We start from the raw sequence: 18,252 nt of genomic DNA on the forward strand, positions 1-18,252 counted from the left end.
CCACCACCCCCCGCAGCCCCCCCCCCTTCAACCCGTGTGGGCGCCAAAAACTCAGCCCCCCCCACCCCGCGGGGCCGCGGGGGGGGGGGGCCCCCCCCCCCCCCCCCCCCGACGACGTCCCCCTGTTGACCCCTAGTCGATCCGGAACAGCGTGGTCGTGCCGGAGACCTCGTTGGCCACGGCCAGCACCGGGGTCCCGGGGATCGGGGAGTCACCGGCGCTGATGAAGGTCAGACCCTCCGCGCCCAGGTCACCGGCCTCGCGGCCGGCCGGGTCCTCGGCGAAGTCGCGGTTGTTGAGGTACTGGGCGAAGGTCACGGCGCGCGGGTCCGTGACGTCGTAGACCATCACCCCGCCCACGCGCTCCAGGCCCACGAACGCGTAGGTGCGGCCCCGCACCTCGCCCAGCACGACCCCCTCGGGCTCGGGGCCCTTGTCGTCGCTGCGGCCGTCGAAGGTGTTCTCGCGGTGGTTGGAGTTGAAGAACTCCGGCGCGGCCTCGGCGGTGATCCGCTCGAAGTCGGAACCGGAGTCGAACAGCTGCTCGCCGTCAGCGCCGAAGATCGAGAAGGACCGCCCGCCGAACGAGCGGATCTCCTCGTGGCAGGAACCGTCCTCGCTCAGCCCCTCGGCGGTGCTGACCGAGAGCCGTCCCAGGTTGTGGTCGGCGGTCAGCTCCTCGACGGTCCCGATCCCCCGGTCGTTGTCCTCCAGGAACTCCCGGACGCCCGGGGCGTCCTCGCACAGTTCCAGGTCCTTGAGGCGGGTCTCCTCCGAGTAGCCGTCCCAGTCGCGGGCGTCGCCCTCGTTGGCGGTGACCAGCAGGGTCTGCCCGCGCCACCGGTAGCTGTCGAAGCCGTCGGGCTGGTACATGCCCCGGACCGGCCAGTTCGCGAGGGTGATCGCGCCGTCGCGGTCGGACACGTCCAGCTCGTTCCCGGGCTCCATGTGGTCCTTGGTGCCGAAGGGGACGATGTCGGTGAACTCCGCCCGACGCAGGTCAAGGACGGCGAAGGCGTTGGCCTCCTGGAGCACCACGTGGGCGCTGTGGTTGGTGTCCGCCACGATGTACTCGGGCTCCAGGTCGCGCGCCACCCGCCCGGGCGTCCCGGCCTCGCCGGTGGACAGGTCCGGGCCGTACACGCGCACGTCCGGGTGGAGCTCGCGGCCCTCGTCCCAGGCACGGAAGTCGGCGGTGCGCACGTTGTCCTGGGTGAGCGCGGCGGGCCTGCGGTTCACCGGGATCACGCTCACGGAGCCCTCGGGGTCGACCGTGACGTCGTCGTTCGGCTCGCCCTCGTTGGCGACGAGCAGGGTGCGGCCCTCGGGGGTGAAGGTCAGCATGTCCGGCAGCGCGCCGACCCGCAGGGCGTTCACGGCCCTGCCGCCGGTGTCGAAGAGGACCACCCATCCGTCGTCGGTGCGGTCGGCGGCCTCCACGGCCACGGCCACCACGTTCCCGTGCACCGCCACGGAGTTGGCGGCCCCGCCCCGCTCCACCACGGACCCGTCCGCCGCCCGGACACCCGCGGTCTCCAGGTCGAAGAGCTTCTCGGGCCGCTCGGGGTCGGACACGTCCAGGACCTCCACCACGGCGGCGGCCGCGTTGACCACGAACAGGCGCTGGGTGCGCGGGTCGTGGGCGACGATCTCCGCGCCCGAGGCGTCGAAGACGTCGGCGTGGTAGGTGCCCAGGGCGGACAGCTCGACGGCCCCGGTCGCCTCGGGAGCACCGTACGAGGTCGCCTCGTCGGCGTGGACGGGGGCGGCCAGGGTGAGGCCGAGGGCCAGGGCGGCCGAGACGGTGAGGGATCTGCGCATGGGGGTTCCTGGGGTTCGCGGGTGGGGGAACAGGCGAAGCCAACCATCCCGGGACGAGGGGGGCCCCAACTTCCGGTGACCTCCGGGTGAAGGGGCGGCCCCGATACCAAGCGTTCCCGTCGCAGGTCAGAGGGTGAACGGACGGTCGCCTCCCGGAACGCGCTCCGGCGCCGCGCCGACCACCGTCCCCGGCCCCGTGCGGACCGTGAGATGGGCGCCCCCGCGCTCCACCTGTCGTCCCACGCCCAGGTCGGGCGGCGGGCCGTGGTCGTCTCAGGGGGGACCGTCGGGGCTGCGTGGCCGGGCGGTCCCAGCCCCCTGAGCCCGGGGAGAACCGTCGGGGGTGCGTGGCCGGGCGGTCCCAGCCCCCTGAGCCCGGGGAGAACCGTCGGCCCGCTCACCCGCGCCGCCGGTGTCACTCCCAGGTGAGGCGGCGGGCCGTGGTCACCTCCAGCGGAGAGGTGCCGACGTGGGCGGCGAGCAGGACCCGCCCCTCCTCGGAGCGGGTGTGCACCACCGAGCCCAGGGACACCCACCGACGCCAGGCCCGCTCGAACGCGAGCGCGCCCTTCCGGTTGCGGGCCAGGACGGAGGGCACCGCGTGGAACACCGGCACGGTAGCGTCCGTCGGTGTCACCCCGGAACCCGCACCGCTTCCGCCCCCCTCCCGGTCGCTGGGGACGTACCGGGGGATCAGGTAGCGAGGGTCGCCCACCAACGGCCCCAGGACCTCGTCCAGTGACTCCGCGAACAGCTCCGCCGAACCCGGGTCGGTGAGCGTGAACCGGTACACGCCGTCGGTGTCCACGTGGACGCGGACCCCCTCGGCGCCGGTGGCCGAGCGGCCCGCCCGGCGCAGCGCGTCGGCCACCGCGCACGCGTACCGCGCGGTCCCCACCGGCTCACGGGCCGCCGCGCGGACGCGAGCGGCCTCCCGCCGCCTGCGCAGGGTCTCCCCGCGCACCCGGCGGGCGTCGCGCCACCAGTGGACCAGGGCCGCGAGACCGAACCCGGCGGCCACCGCGAGCGGCGCGGGGCCGTGGGACCCGGGCCCGAAGGAGGCGAACGCCAGGCAGAGCGCGGCGATCGTCCCCGCGACGAGGGTGGGTGCCAGGCGTCGGGCGGGCGGTGCGTCGACCGGCTCCGGTCGGATCACCTGGTCCCCCACCAGCACCTCGGGCGGCTCGGGAGGTGCCAGGTCCAGGCCCGCCTCCGGCACATCCGCCGGTACCGCCCGCCCCGCGTGCACCCGGAGCGTGGGCAGCACCAGGTCCGCGTAGCCCGAGCCCAGACGCCACCGCGCCCGCGTGCCCTCGCGGTCGGCCGCGCGTCCGGCCATCCGGCGGTTGACCCGCACCGGGTCCTCGGGCGGTTCGTACGGGGAGAGCTCCGGGTCCATGTGCGCGACCCCGCTCATCACCTCGCCGTCGGCGCCCACACCGAGATACCCCTCGTGCTTGCGCACGAACCGGCTCCAGTCGGCCGCGCCGCGCGGGTGCTCGTGGCTCACGCACACCACCGACCAGGTGTGCGCCACCTTCTCCGGCCACTCCGGGTCGAGCCGCAGCGCCCGCCCCCGACTCTGCACCACCGAGGTGGGGGTGGTGGCGGTGGTCAGGTCCACCACGGTGTTCACACCGCGTGCGTCCCATCCCTCACCCAGCAGCGCCCGTGTCCCCACCAGCACCTGGGCGCCGCCGGACTCCAGGAACCGCGTCACCACGCCCACCCAGGAGCGTGAGGTCCAGGCCCCCTCGACGGAGTGCAGGCCGTCGACCTCGCGGAGGGCCAGCTCCACCCCGGGCAGCTCCGCCCGGGCGAACTCCAGGAGCGCCGCGCCGGTGCGGGGCCCGGTCGCGACGGTGCGGCCGGTGACCAGGACCGGATCCAGCGCCGAGGTGCGCGGATCGGCGGCGAGCTGGCTCACCTGGAGCCAGGCCGACCCGGCGTCGTCGGGAAGCACGCCCCGGAGCGCGGCGGGGGCGCGGGCGGACGCGCGTTCGTGGTCGCACAGGACCAGTGCCCGCAGCCGTGGGCCCACGGCGTCCTTCTCGGCGGCGAGGATCTCCACCGTGGCCAGCGACTTCGCGGCGCTGCGGGCCAGGACCCGGTCCACCGGGGAGGTGCCGCGACGGACACCGTCGCGCGTGAGGTGGTGGCCCACGGACGGCAGGGCGGCGCGGATCCGCTCACGGGCCTCCCGGTCGGAGTCCGGGGACAGGCAGTTCCCGGCGTAGTCACCGATCAGCGCCGTCCAGTCCTCCGCCCGGGGAGGGTGCCGGTGCCGTTCGTGGACCCTCGCCCCCTCGGGCAGCGCCACCAGCCCCCGGTGGTGCAGGCGCAGCACCGCGTCGGTGAGCTCGGGCTCCCGCACAGCCAGGTCACCCCACCCGACCCGGCCGCCCTCCCGGGTCTCCCGGGAGACGAAGCGCGCGTCCAGCCAGGGCAGGAAGTCGGTGGTGGCGAACCCGGGGGCGAGCAGGTCCGTGCACATCTCCTCGAACCGTTCCGCCTGCCCGGCCAGGTACTCGTGTTCGGTCAGGGTGGGTCCGGTGACGTGCACGAGCTCGGCGAACGGGGCGAGGTATCCGTCCCGGACCAGAGCGGGGATGGACGCCCCGGTCACGGGCGGGCCGAAGAGCCGGTCGACGAGGTCCCGCTCCGTCGCGGTGAGGCTCGCGGCGGGGGTTCCGGTGAGCCCGACCACGCGGGTGTCGGGGAGTTCGTCGAGGATCTCGGAGAGCAGGCGTCCCCACACCTGGAGGAGGTGGTGGCACTCGTCCAGCAGGAGCGTGAGCGGACCCGCGTCGTGCAGCGCGTCCACCAGGGCCCGTCCGTTGGCGTGCAGCCGGTCGCGGACCGGGGTGGCCGAACGCCCCTCCTCGTCGGTCTCGGCGTCCGGGTCGAAGACGGCCAGCGACTGGTAGGTGAGCACGTTGACGGCGTGCCCGAGGTCCCGGCCGCTCCCGGCGGTGCGTCCCTCGGGCCGGGTGAACCCCTCCCAGTGCCGGATCCACTGCCCCTGGATGGCGGTGTTGGGGACCAGGACCACGGTGCGGCGGCCCAGACGGCGGGCGGCTTCCAGCCCGACGAGGGTCTTCCCGGAGCCGGGCGGGAGCACGATCCAGGTCCGCCGGGCCCCGTCCGCCCAGCGCCGGTCCACCTCCGCGAGGGCCTCGCACTGGTAGGGGCGCAGATCACCGGGCCAGGCGGCGCCGCTCAGCGGTGCCGTGTCCGGCGGTGGCCCGCCCTCGGGCCGCGCCCCGGTCTCCGACATCCCCCCAGCCTAGCCACGGCGGTCCGGTGTGCCGGTACCGGTGTCGGGGGTGGGCGATGGGGGTCCGTGGCGGCCGGAGCGTGACGGGGTGCCCGGGGACCGGTGATGAGGGCCCGGGCCACCGCGACCCTTTGCCCCTCACCGTCCGAGCGCGTGCCGGGGCGCGCACGCGCGCGGTGACGGCCCGTGCGGACCGCACGGGATGGCTCGCGAGGGGCGCGCGGCGCGGATGTCACCGGTCCGGACGCGCAGGCGGGAGCCCCGGCCCGGAACGCGGCCGGGCCGGGGCACCGGGACCGGACCGCTCCGGCCGGTCAGTGCTGGGGCTGTTCGTCCTGTCTCGGGACGCTCGCGCGGGCGTCCTCCTCCGCGCGGGCCGCGCGGCGCAGGCGGTGCCAGGAGGTGGCCCAGCGGAGTCGCTCACCCTCGTCGGTGCCCACGCAGGCGGTGACGAAGGCCATCAGGAACACGTACCCGGGCAGGTCGGAGCCCTCCAGCGCACGCTGGAACTTGGCGGCGCTGACCACGCCTCCGCACTTGTACTCCAGTTCCAGGTACGACCAGCCGCCCGCCCAGGACAGGTAGCGGCGCATGGTGAGGAGGAACTCGGCGGGGGTCCGCGCGTCCATGGGGTTGGGGCGCACCGGCTCGGGGCGCACGCTCTCGACGGGATCGACGGGGAGGCTCATGGTTTCGGAGGGGGCGTGGTCCAGCCAACCGGCCAGGTGTGGTGTGCGGTTGGGTCCGGTCGGTTCGAGGAGGCCCGGGACACTCACACGGTCTCCTTTTCGGCGGTCGAGACGACGGCCTGTGTCATGGAAAGACTCTCCAGTGCCCGTGGGTCACGGGCACGGACAAGGGGGGATCTGAGAGAGCCGACCGTCTGAGAGGGAGCGTCGTGGCGGGAACGCTGACCGGCCGGTTGCAGGGAATCTACCCGAAGAAGGCGAAACGCGAAAGCGCCTGGTGTCCGCGTCCATGCGAGGCGTACGTCTCTTTTTCGAGGTGACGGCCCCGTGGCGCCGTGTTCGGTTGGGAAGTTCTCTCAGAAAACGGATTTCCGGTCATCGCTGGTCCCAATGAAAACGTCAGCAATGCCGGGAACATTCTTATCCCAGTTCACTTGGGCTCCACTCGAAAATGATCTTTCCTTTTCACCAGATTCGGCGTCCGAAACCCCTTATTTTTGGGTGTCCGTAATCTGAAGAGACTCAGGGGCCCACCAGAGGGCGGTGGCGTCGTCCCGCACCTTGCCCCGAGGGAACCGACGGCGGGAGGGATCAGCCGCCTCCAACTCACGGACCCGGCGCACCAGGGCCTCGGGCCCCCGGTGCCGGACCAGCGCGAACGCGCCCTCCCAGGAGAGGTCCCCGAACACCTCCACGGCCCGGCTCGCGCCGTCGGTCATCGCGACGAAGGGGCCCAGAGGAGCCGTTCCGACCACGGCCTCCTCCGCGGCGCGGGGGTCGGCGCCCGCCGTCCAGAACCCGCCCGGGACGTTGCGCCAATCGCGGACACGCGTCCCCGGGGCGACCCGGGGACGGAGGTCGTCCAGCGTGGTGTCCGCGACCAAGCGGACCCCGCCGTCGCCCTCGGCGAGCAGCACGGAGTCGGACAGCACGAGGTACTCCAGGTGGTCGGCCCCGATCCGGACCGCCACCACCGTGGCCGAGGGCGTCTGCTGGACGCCGAGGTCGCAGGTCCCCTCGTGCAGGGACGACACGGTGGTGATCGCCTCGGACAGGGCCTCGCGCGGGGCGGCGCCCCCGTCCAGTCCGGCGAGCAGCAGCGACCCCAGGCGCCGGGTGTGCCAGGCGACCCCGTGCGAGCATCCGTCGTCCAGGTCGGTGGGGGCGCTCACCCCGTCGAGCAGCACCGCGACCGTGGCGGTCGCGGCGGCGAAGTCCTCGTTCGGACGGTCGGGGAGTCCCGGGGCGGTGGCGATGCGGAAGGGCACGAGCCCCCTCCTACCCGCGACGGGCGAGCCGACACGGGCGGAGGGGGCGGGGATCGGTCAGCGCACGACCACGGTGGAGTAGACGTCCATGTGGCCCTGCTCCCACAGCCAGTCCATGGCGGCGAGGCTCACGCGGGCGCACCCCTTGGAGGCGGGCTGGGCCGGGACGCTGGGGTACCCGTGCACGGCGATGCCGCCGTTGAAGTACTTGGGACGGTAGAGGGCCCCGTACGGACCCGGGTCCCAGGCGTCCACGTCACGGAAGACCGAGTACTCGCCCGTCGGCGTGGTGGCGATCCGCTCGGAGCCGTCCGAGCCCTCGTAGGGCTGACCGGAGCCGGTGGACGTGTGGATGACCTTCTCGACCGCGCCGTCGACGACCACCAGCAGCAACTGGCGTTCGAGGTCGATCTCCACCGCCGTGCCCGAGCTCGTGGCCGAGGGCACCGTGCCCTCGTCGAGTGCGGTGCGGGTGGCGGGGCCGACGATCCCGTCGCGGTCGATTCCGGCGGCCTTCTGGAGGGCGATCACGGCCTGCTCGGTGTGCGGGCCGAACTCGCCGTCCACACCGTCGATCCAGTAGCCGAGCTCGGACAGTCTTTCCTGGAGGGCGTTCACCTGGGCGCCGGAGTCACCCGTGCGCAGGTCCGAGGTCACTCCCACGGGGGAGGACGCCGGGGCGGGGGCCGCCTGGACGGCGTGCGCCGGTGTGGCCAGCAGCGCCGAGCCCACCGCCAGGGCGCAGGCCGCCCCGAGGGTGAGGGTCGTAGTGCGGAGGGTCTTCCTTGCGAAGTGTGATCGGGGGGAAACCATAGGTTCCATTTACCCACAAGTCAGCCGACGTCCCGGAATCGGGGCGGCGGTCGTTCGTGCGGAGGGTCACTCGAAGCGTGAGCTGCGCACGGGGCCGGAGGTGGAGACGGGCAGGCGCGGCCCCCGGGCCCAGAGGCCCGCGACGGCCCCGGCGAAGGTCGGCAGGGCGGGGTCCGCCGGGTCCTCGGCACCGGCCGCGACGACGCGTTCGGCCAGTTCCTCCTCGGGGGACGCGTCGGCGGGGACGCGCTCCACCTCGTCGTCCACCACCCGGAGGTGCTCGCCCCACGGTGACGCGACGTTCTGGTGGAGCACGGAGACCACGTCGGCGGTGACCCCGGGCGGGGAGGTCCAGCAGGAGGCGTGCTCGAAGAGGACCTGTCCGGGGGCCCGGGGCACCAGATCACGCACGAGGTCCGGCTCCGTGTCGTTGAGGTCGTAGGCGACCACCAGGGCGTCCGAGCGCTCCGGGTCCACCGGGACCACGGGCAGGCCCAGCACGCGGGCGGCGGCCAGGCCGAGGACGCGGCTGGAGCGGTCCGGGAGCGGCATGACCGCGTCCGGTCGGCTTCCCGTGGCCTCCAGCACCGTGGTGAGGTCGCGGAGCCCGCTCCGGCACGCCTCGTAGGAGTCGCCCAGGTGGGCGTAGCGGCCGTTCATCCCCTCGTCGAACCCGAACGGGGAGATCTGCCCGAGCAGCGCCCCGGTCAGCGCGAACTGCCAGCCGCGCAGGTCACGGCCGTCCAGGGGCCCCGCCGCCCTGGCCGCACCGGCGCGCTCCACCATGCGGGTGACACGGTCGTGGGCGAGGTCCCAGCCGTCGTCCTCGGGGGTGGACAGGCGGTCGAGGACCTCCCGCGCGGTGTCCACGTCCCCGGAGCACAGGGAGTTGTACGCGAGCAGGTAGCCGCCCGGCCAGTCCGGCAGGCCGTCCTCCCAGGCGCGCAGCTCACGGACCGCGTCGGCGTGCCGTTCCTGGTCCTCCAGGGCCGAGACCAGCTCCCACAGGGCGGGGGCGGCGGTCGGGGCGAGCCGACGCGCCGCGCGCAGGGCCGGGACCGCGAGGTGCGGGGCGCCGACCTCCAGGCACTCGAACCCGAAGTCGTAGCAGGCCTGGGCGCTGTCGGGATCGGCCCTCAGCGCCCCGGCGGCGGTCGAGAGGTCGTCGAGGCCCAGGGCCCCGGCGACCGCTGAGGCGAACGCGGCCAGGTCCGCGAGCGGCAGGTCGTCCGAGGCGTGCCGCAAGGAGCTCACGGCGGCCGGGGCGTCCCCCGCCTCCAGCAGCTTCCAGGCGCCGGGGAGTGCCGATGTCATGGTGGTGCCCTTCGCTCCGGGTACGGGCCCCGTTCGGGACCCGTGGTGGTCCGGCACCCGGCCCCGCCGACCATGTCGGCGCGCGGACAGCGTCCAGGGTCCCCGCCCGGTCGGTGCGGGCACCCGTGCCGTCGGCGGTGGTGCGGTCACCGACCCAGCGGTGCCTCCGCCAGGGAACGGGCCACCTGGGCCAGGGCTCGGCAGCGGGCGAACTCTACCGGAGTGAAGGGCAGCCCCGCACGGTGCACGGTCAGGGAGCCACCGCCGGGCGCGGGCAGGGTCATGACGGTGCCGGACAGTTCCTCCCGTGGCCCGGACGTTCCCGGTCCCGCGCCCTCCACGCTCCGCTGGATCTGCCGTGGCCCCACGTGGCGGACCTCGTGGGCGGCGGCGAGGGCGATCAGGCAGCGTTCGAGCGTGGTCGCGCCGGTGACCAGCGCGTCCACCAGGGTGAGGGTGCGGCTCGTGGTGTCGCTGAGCTCGTGGACGTCGGCGGTGCGCACCACGGCGCGACGGCCCCCGGCGTCCCGCACGGCGCGGCGCAGGTCCGCCTCGTCCACGTTCGGGGGCACGGTCACGAAGAACTCGTCGACGGCGTCGGTGCCGTCGGGGTGGACCTGCATGAGGCGGATGTCGACCCCGAGCGCCGCGAACCGGCCCGTGAGGGCGGCGAGTCCGCCCGGCACGTCGGCGACGGTGACCCGCACGCTCCAGAGCCGGTCCTCGACGGGGGAACGGGTGCGGTCGGGGAAAGGTGCCGTGGTCGTGTTCACGGGTGACCGGCGGCGGTGCCTGCGCCAGCGGTGCAGGGCGGAGAAGGCGAGGAGAAGGGACCCCAGCACGATCAGGGCCCGGACCCCGCTGTCGCTGTGCCCCAGGGAGACCACCAGCAGGTGGGCCGCCCCGGCCGCGAACAGCAGGGTCCCCAACTCCAGCACCTCACGGCCGAGGAATCCGTGACGGTCGTCGTTCGCATGGCTGCCACTGAAAGCGTCCATGCACCGAAGGTCGCAGGCCCAGGTTGCGCCCGTCCTTCGTTCTGTGTCCTCCCGGTAACGACGGAGCGTGACCTCAGTCACGATTTTGTGCAGGCTTGGTGACTCCGGGTGAACGGAAGGGAGGGGGCGGACGTATTCACCTGGGTCCGCGAAGGGCTCGCGGGCGGCGACAGGGGGATTCCCAAGCATGAGGACAGCAACGAGGCGGATCACGACCGGAGCTCTCGCGGCGGCGGTCGCCGGGCTCCTGGCGGCGGCACCGGGAACGGCCGCGCACGCCGGTGAGGAGGTCCCCGAGCCGGAGGTGTTCACCAGCGAGTTCCGGGTCGTGGCCACCCCCGACATGGTGGTCGACAACCAGGGTGCCCCCGTCCCCGGGGAGGAGGGCGCGTGGGGCTCCTTCAGGTTCCGGCTCAACAGCGCCGAGGACGTCATCTGCTACGACATCAGGTTCTTCGGTGTCACTCCGCCCTACCTGAGCCCCGCCAAGACGGCCACGCACATCCACCAGGCGGCCGACGGCGAGTTCGGCCCGCCGCGCCTGGCGTTCCCGGACCCCGAGAGGGACGGCCGGGGAGGCCTGCGCAGTTCCGGCTGCATGCGGGGGCCGTTCACCACCGGTCTGGAGGGCGACGACGGCAACGACACCGGCGCGGGCTTCACGGTGGCCCAGATCGAGGACGACCCGTCGAGCTTCTACGCCGACACCCACACCGCCGACTTCCCGGCCGGTGCGATCCGAGGCCAGCTCAAGGACGCGGACCGCGGATACGGCCGGCCCGGGTAGAGCGCTCGGACGCACCGTGAGGGAGTCGCGGTGACGGTGTCGCGATGAGGGAGCCGCGGTGGCCTGGGGGACGGGGCCACCGCGGCGTTCTCCCGCCCCGGCCCCCGCGCCGTCCTCAGAACGAGGAGCTCACCACGGCAACGCCGTCCTCATCGGTGATCTCGAACCCCACCGCGTCCTCACGGAGCAACGCGCTGTTGAGATTGCACACCATGGGGTCGGGGCCCACCCCCACGAACTCACCCGCCGGATGCTCGGCGCCCTCCTCGTCGAAGAGCGTGGCCCGATAGGTCCGCCCCGCCTCGAACCCGGTGCCGGACAGTCGGATCTCCACACCCCACGTGTGCGGGACCAGTTCGGCCTCGGCGTCCACGTCACCGCCGTACACGGTGGTGGCCACGCTCTCCAGCGGGACCGGGTCCGGGGCGAAGACCGCGTGGCCGCCGGCCATCCCCGCGCCGACTCCCACGAGGAGGGCGACGGCGCAGGCGGCCACGAGCCCTCGGGTCCTCCCGGCGCGGGCACGCGGCGCGGCTTCGGCGCGCACCCCCGCCAGTACGCGCTCTCCCAGTTCGGGAGGGGGAGCGGGCGGTTCGGACGCGCGGTCGGGGTCGGCGAGGGGGAGGAGCGCGGCGGCCGGGGCGACGAAGTCGAGTTCGGCACGGCAGTCCGCGCAGCCGTCCAGGTGTGCGGAGACCGCCGCGCGCTGCTCGGGGCCGAGCATGTCCAGGGCGTGGGCGCCCAGGAGGTCACGCACCGCCCGGTGGGAGTCCCTGCTCATTCGCGCACCCCCATCTCGTCCATGACCACGCGCAGGGCCTTGAGCCCGTAGAAGAGGCGGCTGCGCAGGGTGCCGACCGGAATGCCCTGTTCGGCGGCGACCTCGGCGTAGGGTCGGCCGCGCAGGTAGGTCTCCACGAGGGCGGCCCGGTGCTCGGGGCCGATCCGTTGGAGCGCCTCCTCCACGAGCCAGGATTGCATCACCTGCTCGTCGATGCTCCGCCCGGTGGAGCGGTCCGGGAGCCGCCCGTTCCCGCTGGGTGCCATGGGGACGGGCCTCCTGGCGGCGCGACGAAGTTCGTCCACCAGGACGTTTCGGGCGATGGCGAACAGCCAGACCCGCAGGCTGGCGAGCTCCGGATCGAAGCGGTCCGCCGCGCGCCACGCGCGCAGGAACACCTCCTGGACCACGTCCTGCGCCGCCACCTCGTCGCTGAGCTGGCGCAGGGCGAACCGGTACAGCTCGGGCCCGTGTGCGTCGTAGGCCGCCTGGAGCCCGCCCTCGTCGCGCAGATCCGGCGCGGGGGCACCCGCACCGGCCCCGCGTCGACGGCGTCGTCGAAGCACACGGGCCATCCGTCCCCCCCGTCCCTGTTCACCACCGGAGCTCTCCCGAGCCGTGTGTTGGAAGAGTGTCTACTCCCCTCGGGCGCGTGGCGTTCACGGTTCGGCCGAGTTGACCCGACGGGGGCTCGGTGACCGGCTCGGCCGGAGGCGGGCTGCGGTGGTTCAGGGAAGGTCGATGACGTCGGTGACGTCGATGTCGATCCGCGCCACCCGCAGGCCCAGGCGGTCCTCGACGAAGGTGCTCATGTCACGGCGCGCCGACGCGGTGGCCTCGGGGATGACGGTGCCGGTCAGGACCCGGGCGGTGGCGGCGACGACCAGCCCCTCCGAGGTCTCCTCGATCCGGCAGCGGCCCAGGAGCAGTCCCCCGGCCGGGTCCACGCGGGCCCGCAGCATCGCGGAGACCGCCGAGTGGCGGACGCGCGTGTCGCCGGGGGCTCCGTCCCCGCCGGTGCGGGGCAGCCGGATCGTGCTCCGGGAACGGCCCTCGGCGCGCACCACGCTCATGACGTCGTCGAGCAGCCCGGGCGGGGCGGTGACCTGACGGTCGTCGTCCAGTGCCGCGCCCAGGGCCGACAGCAGGGGCCGGAACTCCTCGGCGGCGGCCCGGCAGTGCGGGCAGGTCCGTTCGTGGTCGGTGACGGTGCCCGCCCGGAGGTGGTCCAGGAGCGTGTCGGCGGAGGTGCCGCAGGGCAGCCGTTCGTGGTCGTCGGACGGTTCTACCGCCATGGTTCGAGCGCCTCCACGAGATGGGTACGCGCGCGGTGGATGCGCCCGCGTACGGCGGTCGGGGTCGTGTCGACGATCTCCGCTATCTCCTCATAACCCAATCCTTCCATTTCCCGGAGGACCCAGCAGATCCGCTGCGGGGGCGGCAGACCGGCCAGCGCCGCGCGCAGGGCCTCGTGCAGGTCGGTGGCCAGGGCCCGGTCCACGGGGCCCGCGCCGCGCTCCCTGAGCTCGGAGTGGTCCTCCTCGGCGGGGTCCTCGGGGCGGCGGGCGCGCAGGGCGTTCAGCGCGAGACGGCCGACCATCCGGTGCAGCCAGGCGGGGAACGCCTGCGGGTCCCGCAGGTCCGGCAGCCTGCGCCAGGCCGTGATCAGGGCCTCCTGCGCGGTGTCCCTGGCCTCGGCGGCGTCGCCGAGGGTGCGCAGGGCGATGCGGTAGACGGTGTCCTGGTGGCGGCGCACCAGGGCCTCGAAGGCGTGGTCGTCACCGTCCTGTGCCCGTTCCACGAGCACGCTCTCCGGTAGTGCGGTGTCCGTGTGCATCTGCGGGGTCCAGCTCCCGAGGCCGGGTCAACTACCTGTGGTCAGAAGGTGACCACCTTACGCAAGGACGCCGCGATGTCTAGTGTGGTGCAGGTCACATAGAAACGTGCGTGAGCCGGAGCCCTCCGCCCGTGTCCTCCATGTGACGGCCCGAAAGAACGCAGGGCCGCGTCGAACGTCCGTACCGATCCGCAGGAGCACCCCATGGCAGCCAAGGACCCCGCGACCGCCCGCACCGACATCCACGAGGCCCCCGCCCCGACCGCCCTGGACACCACTTCGTCCGGGCGCACCGACCGGAGCCCCGCCCGCTCCGGCGAGCACGGGCGCACCGACATCGCCGACCACGTGGTCGCCAAGATCGCGGGGATGGCCGCCCGTGAGGTGCGCGGCGTCCACCAGATGGGCGGGGGAGCGGCGCGGGCCTTCGACGCCGTCCGCGAGCGCATCCCCGGCTCCACCTCCACCAACGCCGCCGCCCGCGGCGTCTCCGTCGAGGTCGGCCAGACCCAGGCCGCCGTCGACATCAACCTGGTGGTCGAGTACGGGATCTCCATCCCGGACCTCGCCGGGGTGGTCCGCCGCAACGTCATCGCCGGGGTGGAGCGCATGACCGGCCTGGAGGTCACCGAGGTCAACGTGACCGTCGACGACATCCACCTGCCCGACGACGAGGCCCCGGAGACCCCGTCCGAGCCGCGCGTCCGCTGACGCGCGTCCCCTCTCACAGCAGTTAAGGAGCACGAACGATGTGGTCGATCGTCGGACTGGCCTACGGGTCGTTCCTCGGCCTGGTGGCCTACTTCGGCGGGTTCGGGGCCTTCCTCCTGGTCCTGCTCCTCGGGGCGGTCGGGTTCCTGGCCGGACGCGCCTACGCGGGGGAGACGGACCTGTCGCCGCTCTTCTCCCGCGAGCGCTCGGGCAAGGACACGCGATGGTGAGCGCCACGGTGGTCGACCCGGCCCGCCCGCCCGCCTCCGGGGCCGGGGAGCGTGCCGCCCGCCGCGTCGCGGTCCGTACCTTCCGGCCCCGGCGGTCCACCGCCGCCGTCCTGGTCAGTGCCGTCACGGCGCTGGTCGCGGGGGTGGCCGCCGCCGAGCTGATCGCCACACTGGTCGGCAGCCCGCTGCGGATCGTCCCGCTGGACCGGGTCGCCGAGCCGGCCGCCGGAGTCCACTGGGACGGCCCCGAGATGCTCGTGGCCTCCGCGGTCACCGCCGTCGTCGGTCTGTTCCTGCTGCTCACCGCGCTCGTGCCGGGACAGGGCAGCCACATGGTGCTGCGCACCGACGACCAGGACCTCGTCGTCGGCCTGTCCCGGCGGGGGCTGTGCCAGCTGGCCGAGACCACCGCCCGTGAGGTCGGCGGGGTCACCGGTGCCCGCGCCCGTGTCCGGGGACGCACCGTGCGGATCACCGTCCGCGCTCCCGCGCCGGTCGACACCGGACTCCGGGAGCGGGTGGAGGGCCTGGTCCGGGACCGCCTGCACGCTCTCGACACCGTCCGTCCGGTACGCGTGCGCGCCAGGATCCGCCGGGTGGAAGGGGGACTCCGGTGAGGCGCCACCCGCACCGTGCCGCACGTCGGACCGCCCGGGGGAACCGGCAGGGGCTGGCCCTGGTCGGCGTGGTGCTGACGGCCGTGGGGGCGACCGTCCCCCTGCTCGCGTACGGGCCCTTCGACCTCCTCCCTCCGGGAGCCTCGGGGGAGACCCTCGGATCCGTGGGCGCACTCCTCGCCCCGCACCTGTCCGCGCCGTGGGTCCCGTACGCGGCGGCCGGGCTGGCCGTGGTGGTGGCGGTGCTGGCCCTGCGCTGGCTGGTCGTGCAGGGGCGCACCGCGCGGGTGCCCTCGCTCCGCCTCGACGAGGGGGAGCGGGGCCGCACCGACGTCGCGGCCCGCGCCGCCTGTTCCGCCCTGGCCAGGGAGGTCGGCGGATACCCGGGGGTGCGCAGGGGGCGCGCCCAGCTGACCGAGTCGCCGCGCGAGCCCTGCCTGCGTCTGGACCTCGTCCTGGCGGAGGACGCCGACCCCGTCGCCGTGTGGCGGCGGTGCCGCGACGACGGACTCGTCAGGCTGCGGGCCTCCCTGGGGCTGGACCGGCTGCCCACGGTGCTGCGCGTCTCGGTCTCCGGGCAGCCGTCCGACCGCGAACTCGCCTGAGCCCGCCGCGCACGCGCGCGGGCTCAGGCTGAGCGACGGGGGTGGCGCGGGCCCCGGGTCACTGGGGAGGACCCGGCACGGCCCCCACCCCCGTCCGACCTCAGCCGTCGCCTCGGGCGGGCTCCTCCGCGGCGGCGGGTCCGCGGGCCCTCCGCCCGCCGTGGACGCAGCGGCGCATCAGCTGGTCGAGCGGACCCGGCCGGTTCCGGACCTCCAGCCAGGCCGCCAGCACCAGGCTGACCGACCAGGCCAGCGCCGCCACCAGCAGCGCGCCGAAGCCGCCCACCCGGGTGCCCAGACCGAGCAGGTCCGGGTGGAGGACCACCGCGACCAGCACGGAGTTCAGGATGTAGAAGGTCAGCGAGCGCTGACCCATCGCGGCGACGGCCCTGGCCAGCGGGGAGCTCCGGCGTTCCAGACGGATGCCCCACAGGGCGAACAGCGCCGCGTACCCGGCGCCGCCGAGCACGCCGCTGAGTACCTGGAGGCCCATGGCCAGGCCCTCGGTGAGCGCCCCCGGGGAGAGCAGCCCCTGCACGGTCAGCGCGACGGGCAGCGCGCCCAGCACCGACAGCGAGGTGCCCACGACCGCCACCCGGGTGAGGAAGCCCCGGTGTGCGGCGGGGTCGTCCAGCAGGCCGGCCCGACCGGCCCGGTAGCCGAGCACCACCAGGATCAGCAGGGGGTAGGCGAAGGCGATGAACAGCGGACCGAACGGCAGGAAGACCAGGCGTTCGATCCAGTCCCCCGCGGTGAGGTAGCCGGGGACGAGCCCGTACTCGTCGGCGGCGTCCGACCCGCCCGCCACGGCCATGCCGACCATGGCGAGCGGCACCGTGACCACGTAGAACACGGCGAACACCACGGCCGCGCGCACGATCGCCCTGTTGGAGCGGAACAGCAGCCAGCCGGTGACCAGCGCCGCCAGGCCGTACGAGGTGAGGATCTCGCCGGGGAAGACCAGGAAGGCGTGGACGAAGCCGAACAGCAGCAGGAAGCCGCCGCGCCGCCGCAGCAGGCGCCGGACCTCCCGCTCGGACGTGCCCCTGGCGAGCTGACGCGAGACCATCCAGGCCATCCCGTAGCCGAAGAGGATCGCGAACATCGGGAAGGCCCGGTTGTCCAGGAAGAGCGTGGTGAACAGTGACGCCGCACGGTCCCGGAACGGGTCGCCCGCGACGTCCGTGCCGAACCCGCCCCCGACGTACACCCCCGCGTACGCCATCGCGATGAGCATGAGCATGGCGCCGCGCGCGAGGTCGGGCGCCAGCTTGCGTGGGGCTCGGGTGGGTGGCCCGACCCCTGTAGTTGCCGACATGTCGATGGGTCCCCTCTTTTTCGTGGCACGCCTGGGAGTCTGGTCGCAGTCTTCGCCAGCCGGTCGGTGCGGGGCATCGGCCGACCGGCCAGCCGATCGGCCAGAACTGGGTAGGCAGGAGGTGGGAGGCGGCGCCCCGCGCGGCGCGGTCCCCGGCCGAGGGATTCCCGAACCAGGAGGCGGCATGAGCCGGTTCTTCATGAACGAACGCGAGACCCTGGTGCCACAGGCGTTGGAGGGGCTGGTCGAGGCCCACGGCGGGCTGGTCGAGGTCCATACCGACCCCCTCTTCGTCACCCGGCGCACACCCGCCACGGGCAAGGTCGCGCTGTTGTCCGGAGGGGGATCGGGCCACGAACCGCTGCACACCGGGTTCGTGGGCACCGGGATGCTCGACGCCGCCGTGCCCGGCGACGTCTTCGCCAGCCCCACCGCGCTCCAGGTGCGCGCGGCCCTCCGGGCGGTGGACGCCGGGGAGGGCACGGTGATGGTCGTCAAGAACTACACGGGCGACGTCCTCAACTTCTCGATCGCCGCCGAGCTCCTGGCCGAGACCCACCGGGTCGAGCAGGTGCTGGTCGACGACGACCTCGCCACCCAGAAGGAGGACGACGGCGGTCCCGGGCGCCGGGGCACCGCCGCGGTGGTGGCGGTGGAGAAGGTCTGCGGTGCGGCGGCCGAGGCCGGTGCGCCCCTCTCCGAGGTGCGGGCGCTCGGCCAGGACGTGGTGGCCCGGTCCGCCACGCTCAGCGTGGCCTTCGAGGCCTGCACCAACCCGATGACCGGGAAGCGCTCCTTCGAGCTGGAGCCGGGCCGGATGGAGTTCGGCGTGGGCATCCACGGCGAACGCGGGATCGAGACCCGGGCCGCCACCGAGGCCGCCGCCCTGGTGGAGAGCCTGGTCGACCCGCTCGTCGCGTCCGTGGGCATCAGGCGGGGGGACCGGGTCCTGGCGATCGTCAACGGGCTCGGCGCCACCCACGGCCTGGAGCTCGGGGTGGCGGCCCGGGAGACCCGCAGGGTCCTCGACGGCAGGGGCGTGACCCTCGCGCGGTCGCTGGTGGGGCCGTACGTCACTTCGCTGGACATGAAGGGGTTGTCGATCACGCTCACCGCGCTGACCGACGACCTGGTGAAGCTCTGGGACGCGCCGGTGCGGACCCCCGCACTGGCCTGGTGAGAGGAA

At 74.1% G+C, this 18,252-nt stretch carries 18 protein-coding genes; 6 read left to right on the forward strand and 12 right to left on the reverse strand.

All coding sequences use genetic code 11. The features are described 5' to 3' along the window. Positions 1-132 precede the first annotated feature (132 nt). From ACFW3L_RS02760 to ACFW3L_RS02790, 7 genes are all read right to left on the reverse strand, one after another. On the reverse strand, positions 133-1,821 hold the full coding sequence (locus ACFW3L_RS02760) for a choice-of-anchor I family protein (protein ID WP_378735609.1): 1,689 nt from the start codon (positions 1,819-1,821) through the stop codon (positions 133-135). Positions 1,822-2,236: 415 nt separating this feature from the next. Beyond that, complete coding sequence (locus ACFW3L_RS02765) at positions 2,237-5,098, reverse strand: DEAD/DEAH box helicase family protein (protein WP_378735611.1); 2,862 nt, start codon at positions 5,096-5,098, stop codon at positions 2,237-2,239. Between the two features lie 314 nt (positions 5,099-5,412). Next, complete coding sequence (locus ACFW3L_RS02770; RefSeq protein WP_378735613.1) at positions 5,413-5,874, reverse strand: hypothetical protein; 462 nt, start codon at positions 5,872-5,874, stop codon at positions 5,413-5,415. A 404-nt stretch (positions 5,875-6,278) separates the two neighbouring features. After that, positions 6,279-7,055: a hypothetical protein gene (locus ACFW3L_RS02775; protein WP_378735615.1), complete on the reverse strand. Its 777-nt coding sequence runs from the start codon at positions 7,053-7,055 to the stop codon at positions 6,279-6,281. A gap of 57 nt (positions 7,056-7,112) precedes the next feature. Continuing rightward, positions 7,113-7,868, reverse strand: coding sequence for a peptidoglycan-binding protein (locus ACFW3L_RS02780; RefSeq protein WP_378735618.1), 756 nt, complete (start codon positions 7,866-7,868; stop codon positions 7,113-7,115). Between the two features lie 66 nt (positions 7,869-7,934). Then, a complete protein-coding gene (locus ACFW3L_RS02785) occupies positions 7,935-9,182 on the reverse strand; it encodes a hypothetical protein (RefSeq protein WP_378735620.1) in 1,248 nt (415 codons plus the stop codon). A 146-nt stretch (positions 9,183-9,328) separates the two neighbouring features. Continuing rightward, positions 9,329-10,180 (reverse strand): ACT domain-containing protein, encoded by an 852-nt coding sequence (locus tag ACFW3L_RS02790; RefSeq protein ID WP_378735622.1) that lies wholly within the window; start codon positions 10,178-10,180, stop codon positions 9,329-9,331. Between the two features lie 187 nt (positions 10,181-10,367). Here ACFW3L_RS02790 and ACFW3L_RS02795 point away from each other — a divergent pair, with 187 nt between their 5' ends. After that, positions 10,368-10,967: a CHRD domain-containing protein gene (locus ACFW3L_RS02795; RefSeq protein ID WP_378735624.1), complete on the forward strand. Its 600-nt coding sequence runs from the start codon at positions 10,368-10,370 to the stop codon at positions 10,965-10,967. Positions 10,968-11,082: 115 nt separating this feature from the next. Here ACFW3L_RS02795 and ACFW3L_RS02800 read toward each other — a convergent pair whose 3' ends face one another. From ACFW3L_RS02800 to ACFW3L_RS02815, 4 genes are all read right to left on the reverse strand, one after another. Then, the gene (locus ACFW3L_RS02800; protein ID WP_378735626.1) at positions 11,083-11,748 is read right to left on the reverse strand and encodes a zf-HC2 domain-containing protein; all 666 of its coding nucleotides are present in this window, start codon (positions 11,746-11,748) and stop codon (positions 11,083-11,085) included. Beyond that, a complete protein-coding gene (locus tag ACFW3L_RS02805) occupies positions 11,745-12,323 on the reverse strand; it encodes a sigma-70 family RNA polymerase sigma factor (protein ID WP_378735628.1) in 579 nt (192 codons plus the stop codon). Before ACFW3L_RS02805 ends, ACFW3L_RS02800 begins: the two co-directional genes overlap by 4 nt. Positions 12,324-12,476: 153 nt before the next feature. Beyond that, positions 12,477-13,043: a hypothetical protein gene (locus ACFW3L_RS02810; protein WP_378735630.1), complete on the reverse strand. Its 567-nt coding sequence runs from the start codon at positions 13,041-13,043 to the stop codon at positions 12,477-12,479. Further along, a complete protein-coding gene (locus ACFW3L_RS02815; RefSeq protein ID WP_378735632.1) occupies positions 13,034-13,585 on the reverse strand; it encodes an RNA polymerase sigma factor in 552 nt (183 codons plus the stop codon). Before ACFW3L_RS02815 ends, ACFW3L_RS02810 begins: the two co-directional genes overlap by 10 nt. A 204-nt stretch (positions 13,586-13,789) precedes the next feature. On the opposite strand from ACFW3L_RS02815, the gene ACFW3L_RS02820 reads away from it, so the two are divergent. Genes ACFW3L_RS02820 through ACFW3L_RS02835 form a run of 4 tightly spaced genes read left to right on the forward strand, consistent with a single transcriptional unit; the run spans position 13,790 to position 15,748 of the window. Next, entirely contained in the window at positions 13,790-14,296 is a 507-nt protein-coding gene (locus tag ACFW3L_RS02820; RefSeq protein ID WP_378735634.1) for an Asp23/Gls24 family envelope stress response protein, read from the forward strand. A 38-nt stretch (positions 14,297-14,334) separates the two neighbouring features. Continuing rightward, positions 14,335-14,526, forward strand: coding sequence for a hypothetical protein (locus ACFW3L_RS02825; protein ID WP_378735636.1), 192 nt, complete (start codon positions 14,335-14,337; stop codon positions 14,524-14,526). Beyond that, positions 14,520-15,143 (forward strand): DUF6286 domain-containing protein, encoded by a 624-nt coding sequence (locus ACFW3L_RS02830; RefSeq protein WP_378735638.1) that lies wholly within the window; start codon positions 14,520-14,522, stop codon positions 15,141-15,143. Before ACFW3L_RS02825 ends, ACFW3L_RS02830 begins: the two co-directional genes overlap by 7 nt. Further along, positions 15,140-15,748 (forward strand): hypothetical protein, encoded by a 609-nt coding sequence (locus ACFW3L_RS02835; protein ID WP_378735640.1) that lies wholly within the window; start codon positions 15,140-15,142, stop codon positions 15,746-15,748. The genes ACFW3L_RS02830 and ACFW3L_RS02835 overlap by 4 nt, the downstream gene beginning before the upstream one ends. A gap of 100 nt (positions 15,749-15,848) precedes the next feature. On the opposite strand, the gene ACFW3L_RS02840 is transcribed toward ACFW3L_RS02835, so the two are convergent. Beyond that, on the reverse strand, positions 15,849-17,066 hold the full coding sequence (locus ACFW3L_RS02840) for a DUF418 domain-containing protein (RefSeq protein WP_378735642.1): 1,218 nt from the start codon (positions 17,064-17,066) through the stop codon (positions 15,849-15,851). A 184-nt stretch (positions 17,067-17,250) separates the two neighbouring features. Between ACFW3L_RS02840 and ACFW3L_RS02845 the strand changes: the two genes are divergently transcribed. Then, positions 17,251-18,246 (forward strand): dihydroxyacetone kinase subunit DhaK, encoded by a 996-nt coding sequence (locus tag ACFW3L_RS02845; RefSeq protein WP_378735644.1) that lies wholly within the window; start codon positions 17,251-17,253, stop codon positions 18,244-18,246. Positions 18,247-18,252: the final 6 nt, after the last annotated feature.

This window comes from Nocardiopsis sp. NPDC058789, assembly GCF_042745575.1.
Lineage (GTDB): Bacteria > Actinomycetota > Actinomycetes > Streptosporangiales > Streptosporangiaceae > Nocardiopsis > Nocardiopsis eucommiae.

Excerpts from the sequence above, each read along its gene's own strand:
- ACFW3L_RS02760 (WP_378735609.1), bottom strand. The coding sequence starts at position 1,821 with ATGCGCAGATCCCTCACCGTCTCGGCCGCCCTGGCCCTCGGCCTCACC.
- ACFW3L_RS02765 (WP_378735611.1), bottom strand. The coding sequence starts at position 5,098 with ATGTCGGAGACCGGGGCGCGGCCCGAGGGCGGGCCACCGCCGGACACG.
- ACFW3L_RS02780 (WP_378735618.1), bottom strand. The coding sequence starts at position 7,868 with ATGGTTTCCCCCCGATCACACTTCGCAAGGAAGACCCTCCGCACTACG.
- ACFW3L_RS02785 (WP_378735620.1), bottom strand. The coding sequence starts at position 9,182 with ATGACATCGGCACTCCCCGGCGCCTGGAAGCTGCTGGAGGCGGGGGAC.
- ACFW3L_RS02790 (WP_378735622.1), bottom strand. The coding sequence starts at position 10,180 with ATGGACGCTTTCAGTGGCAGCCATGCGAACGACGACCGTCACGGATTC.
- ACFW3L_RS02795 (WP_378735624.1), top strand. The coding sequence starts at position 10,368 with ATGAGGACAGCAACGAGGCGGATCACGACCGGAGCTCTCGCGGCGGCG.
- ACFW3L_RS02800 (WP_378735626.1), bottom strand. The coding sequence starts at position 11,748 with ATGAGCAGGGACTCCCACCGGGCGGTGCGTGACCTCCTGGGCGCCCAC.
- ACFW3L_RS02805 (WP_378735628.1), bottom strand. The coding sequence starts at position 12,323 with ATGGCCCGTGTGCTTCGACGACGCCGTCGACGCGGGGCCGGTGCGGGT.
- ACFW3L_RS02810 (WP_378735630.1), bottom strand. The coding sequence starts at position 13,043 with ATGGCGGTAGAACCGTCCGACGACCACGAACGGCTGCCCTGCGGCACC.
- ACFW3L_RS02815 (WP_378735632.1), bottom strand. The coding sequence starts at position 13,585 with ATGCACACGGACACCGCACTACCGGAGAGCGTGCTCGTGGAACGGGCA.
- ACFW3L_RS02820 (WP_378735634.1), top strand. The coding sequence starts at position 13,790 with ATGGCAGCCAAGGACCCCGCGACCGCCCGCACCGACATCCACGAGGCC.
- ACFW3L_RS02825 (WP_378735636.1), top strand. The coding sequence starts at position 14,335 with ATGTGGTCGATCGTCGGACTGGCCTACGGGTCGTTCCTCGGCCTGGTG.
- ACFW3L_RS02830 (WP_378735638.1), top strand. The coding sequence starts at position 14,520 with ATGGTGAGCGCCACGGTGGTCGACCCGGCCCGCCCGCCCGCCTCCGGG.
- ACFW3L_RS02840 (WP_378735642.1), bottom strand. The coding sequence starts at position 17,066 with ATGTCGGCAACTACAGGGGTCGGGCCACCCACCCGAGCCCCACGCAAG.
- ACFW3L_RS02845 (WP_378735644.1), top strand. The coding sequence starts at position 17,251 with ATGAGCCGGTTCTTCATGAACGAACGCGAGACCCTGGTGCCACAGGCG.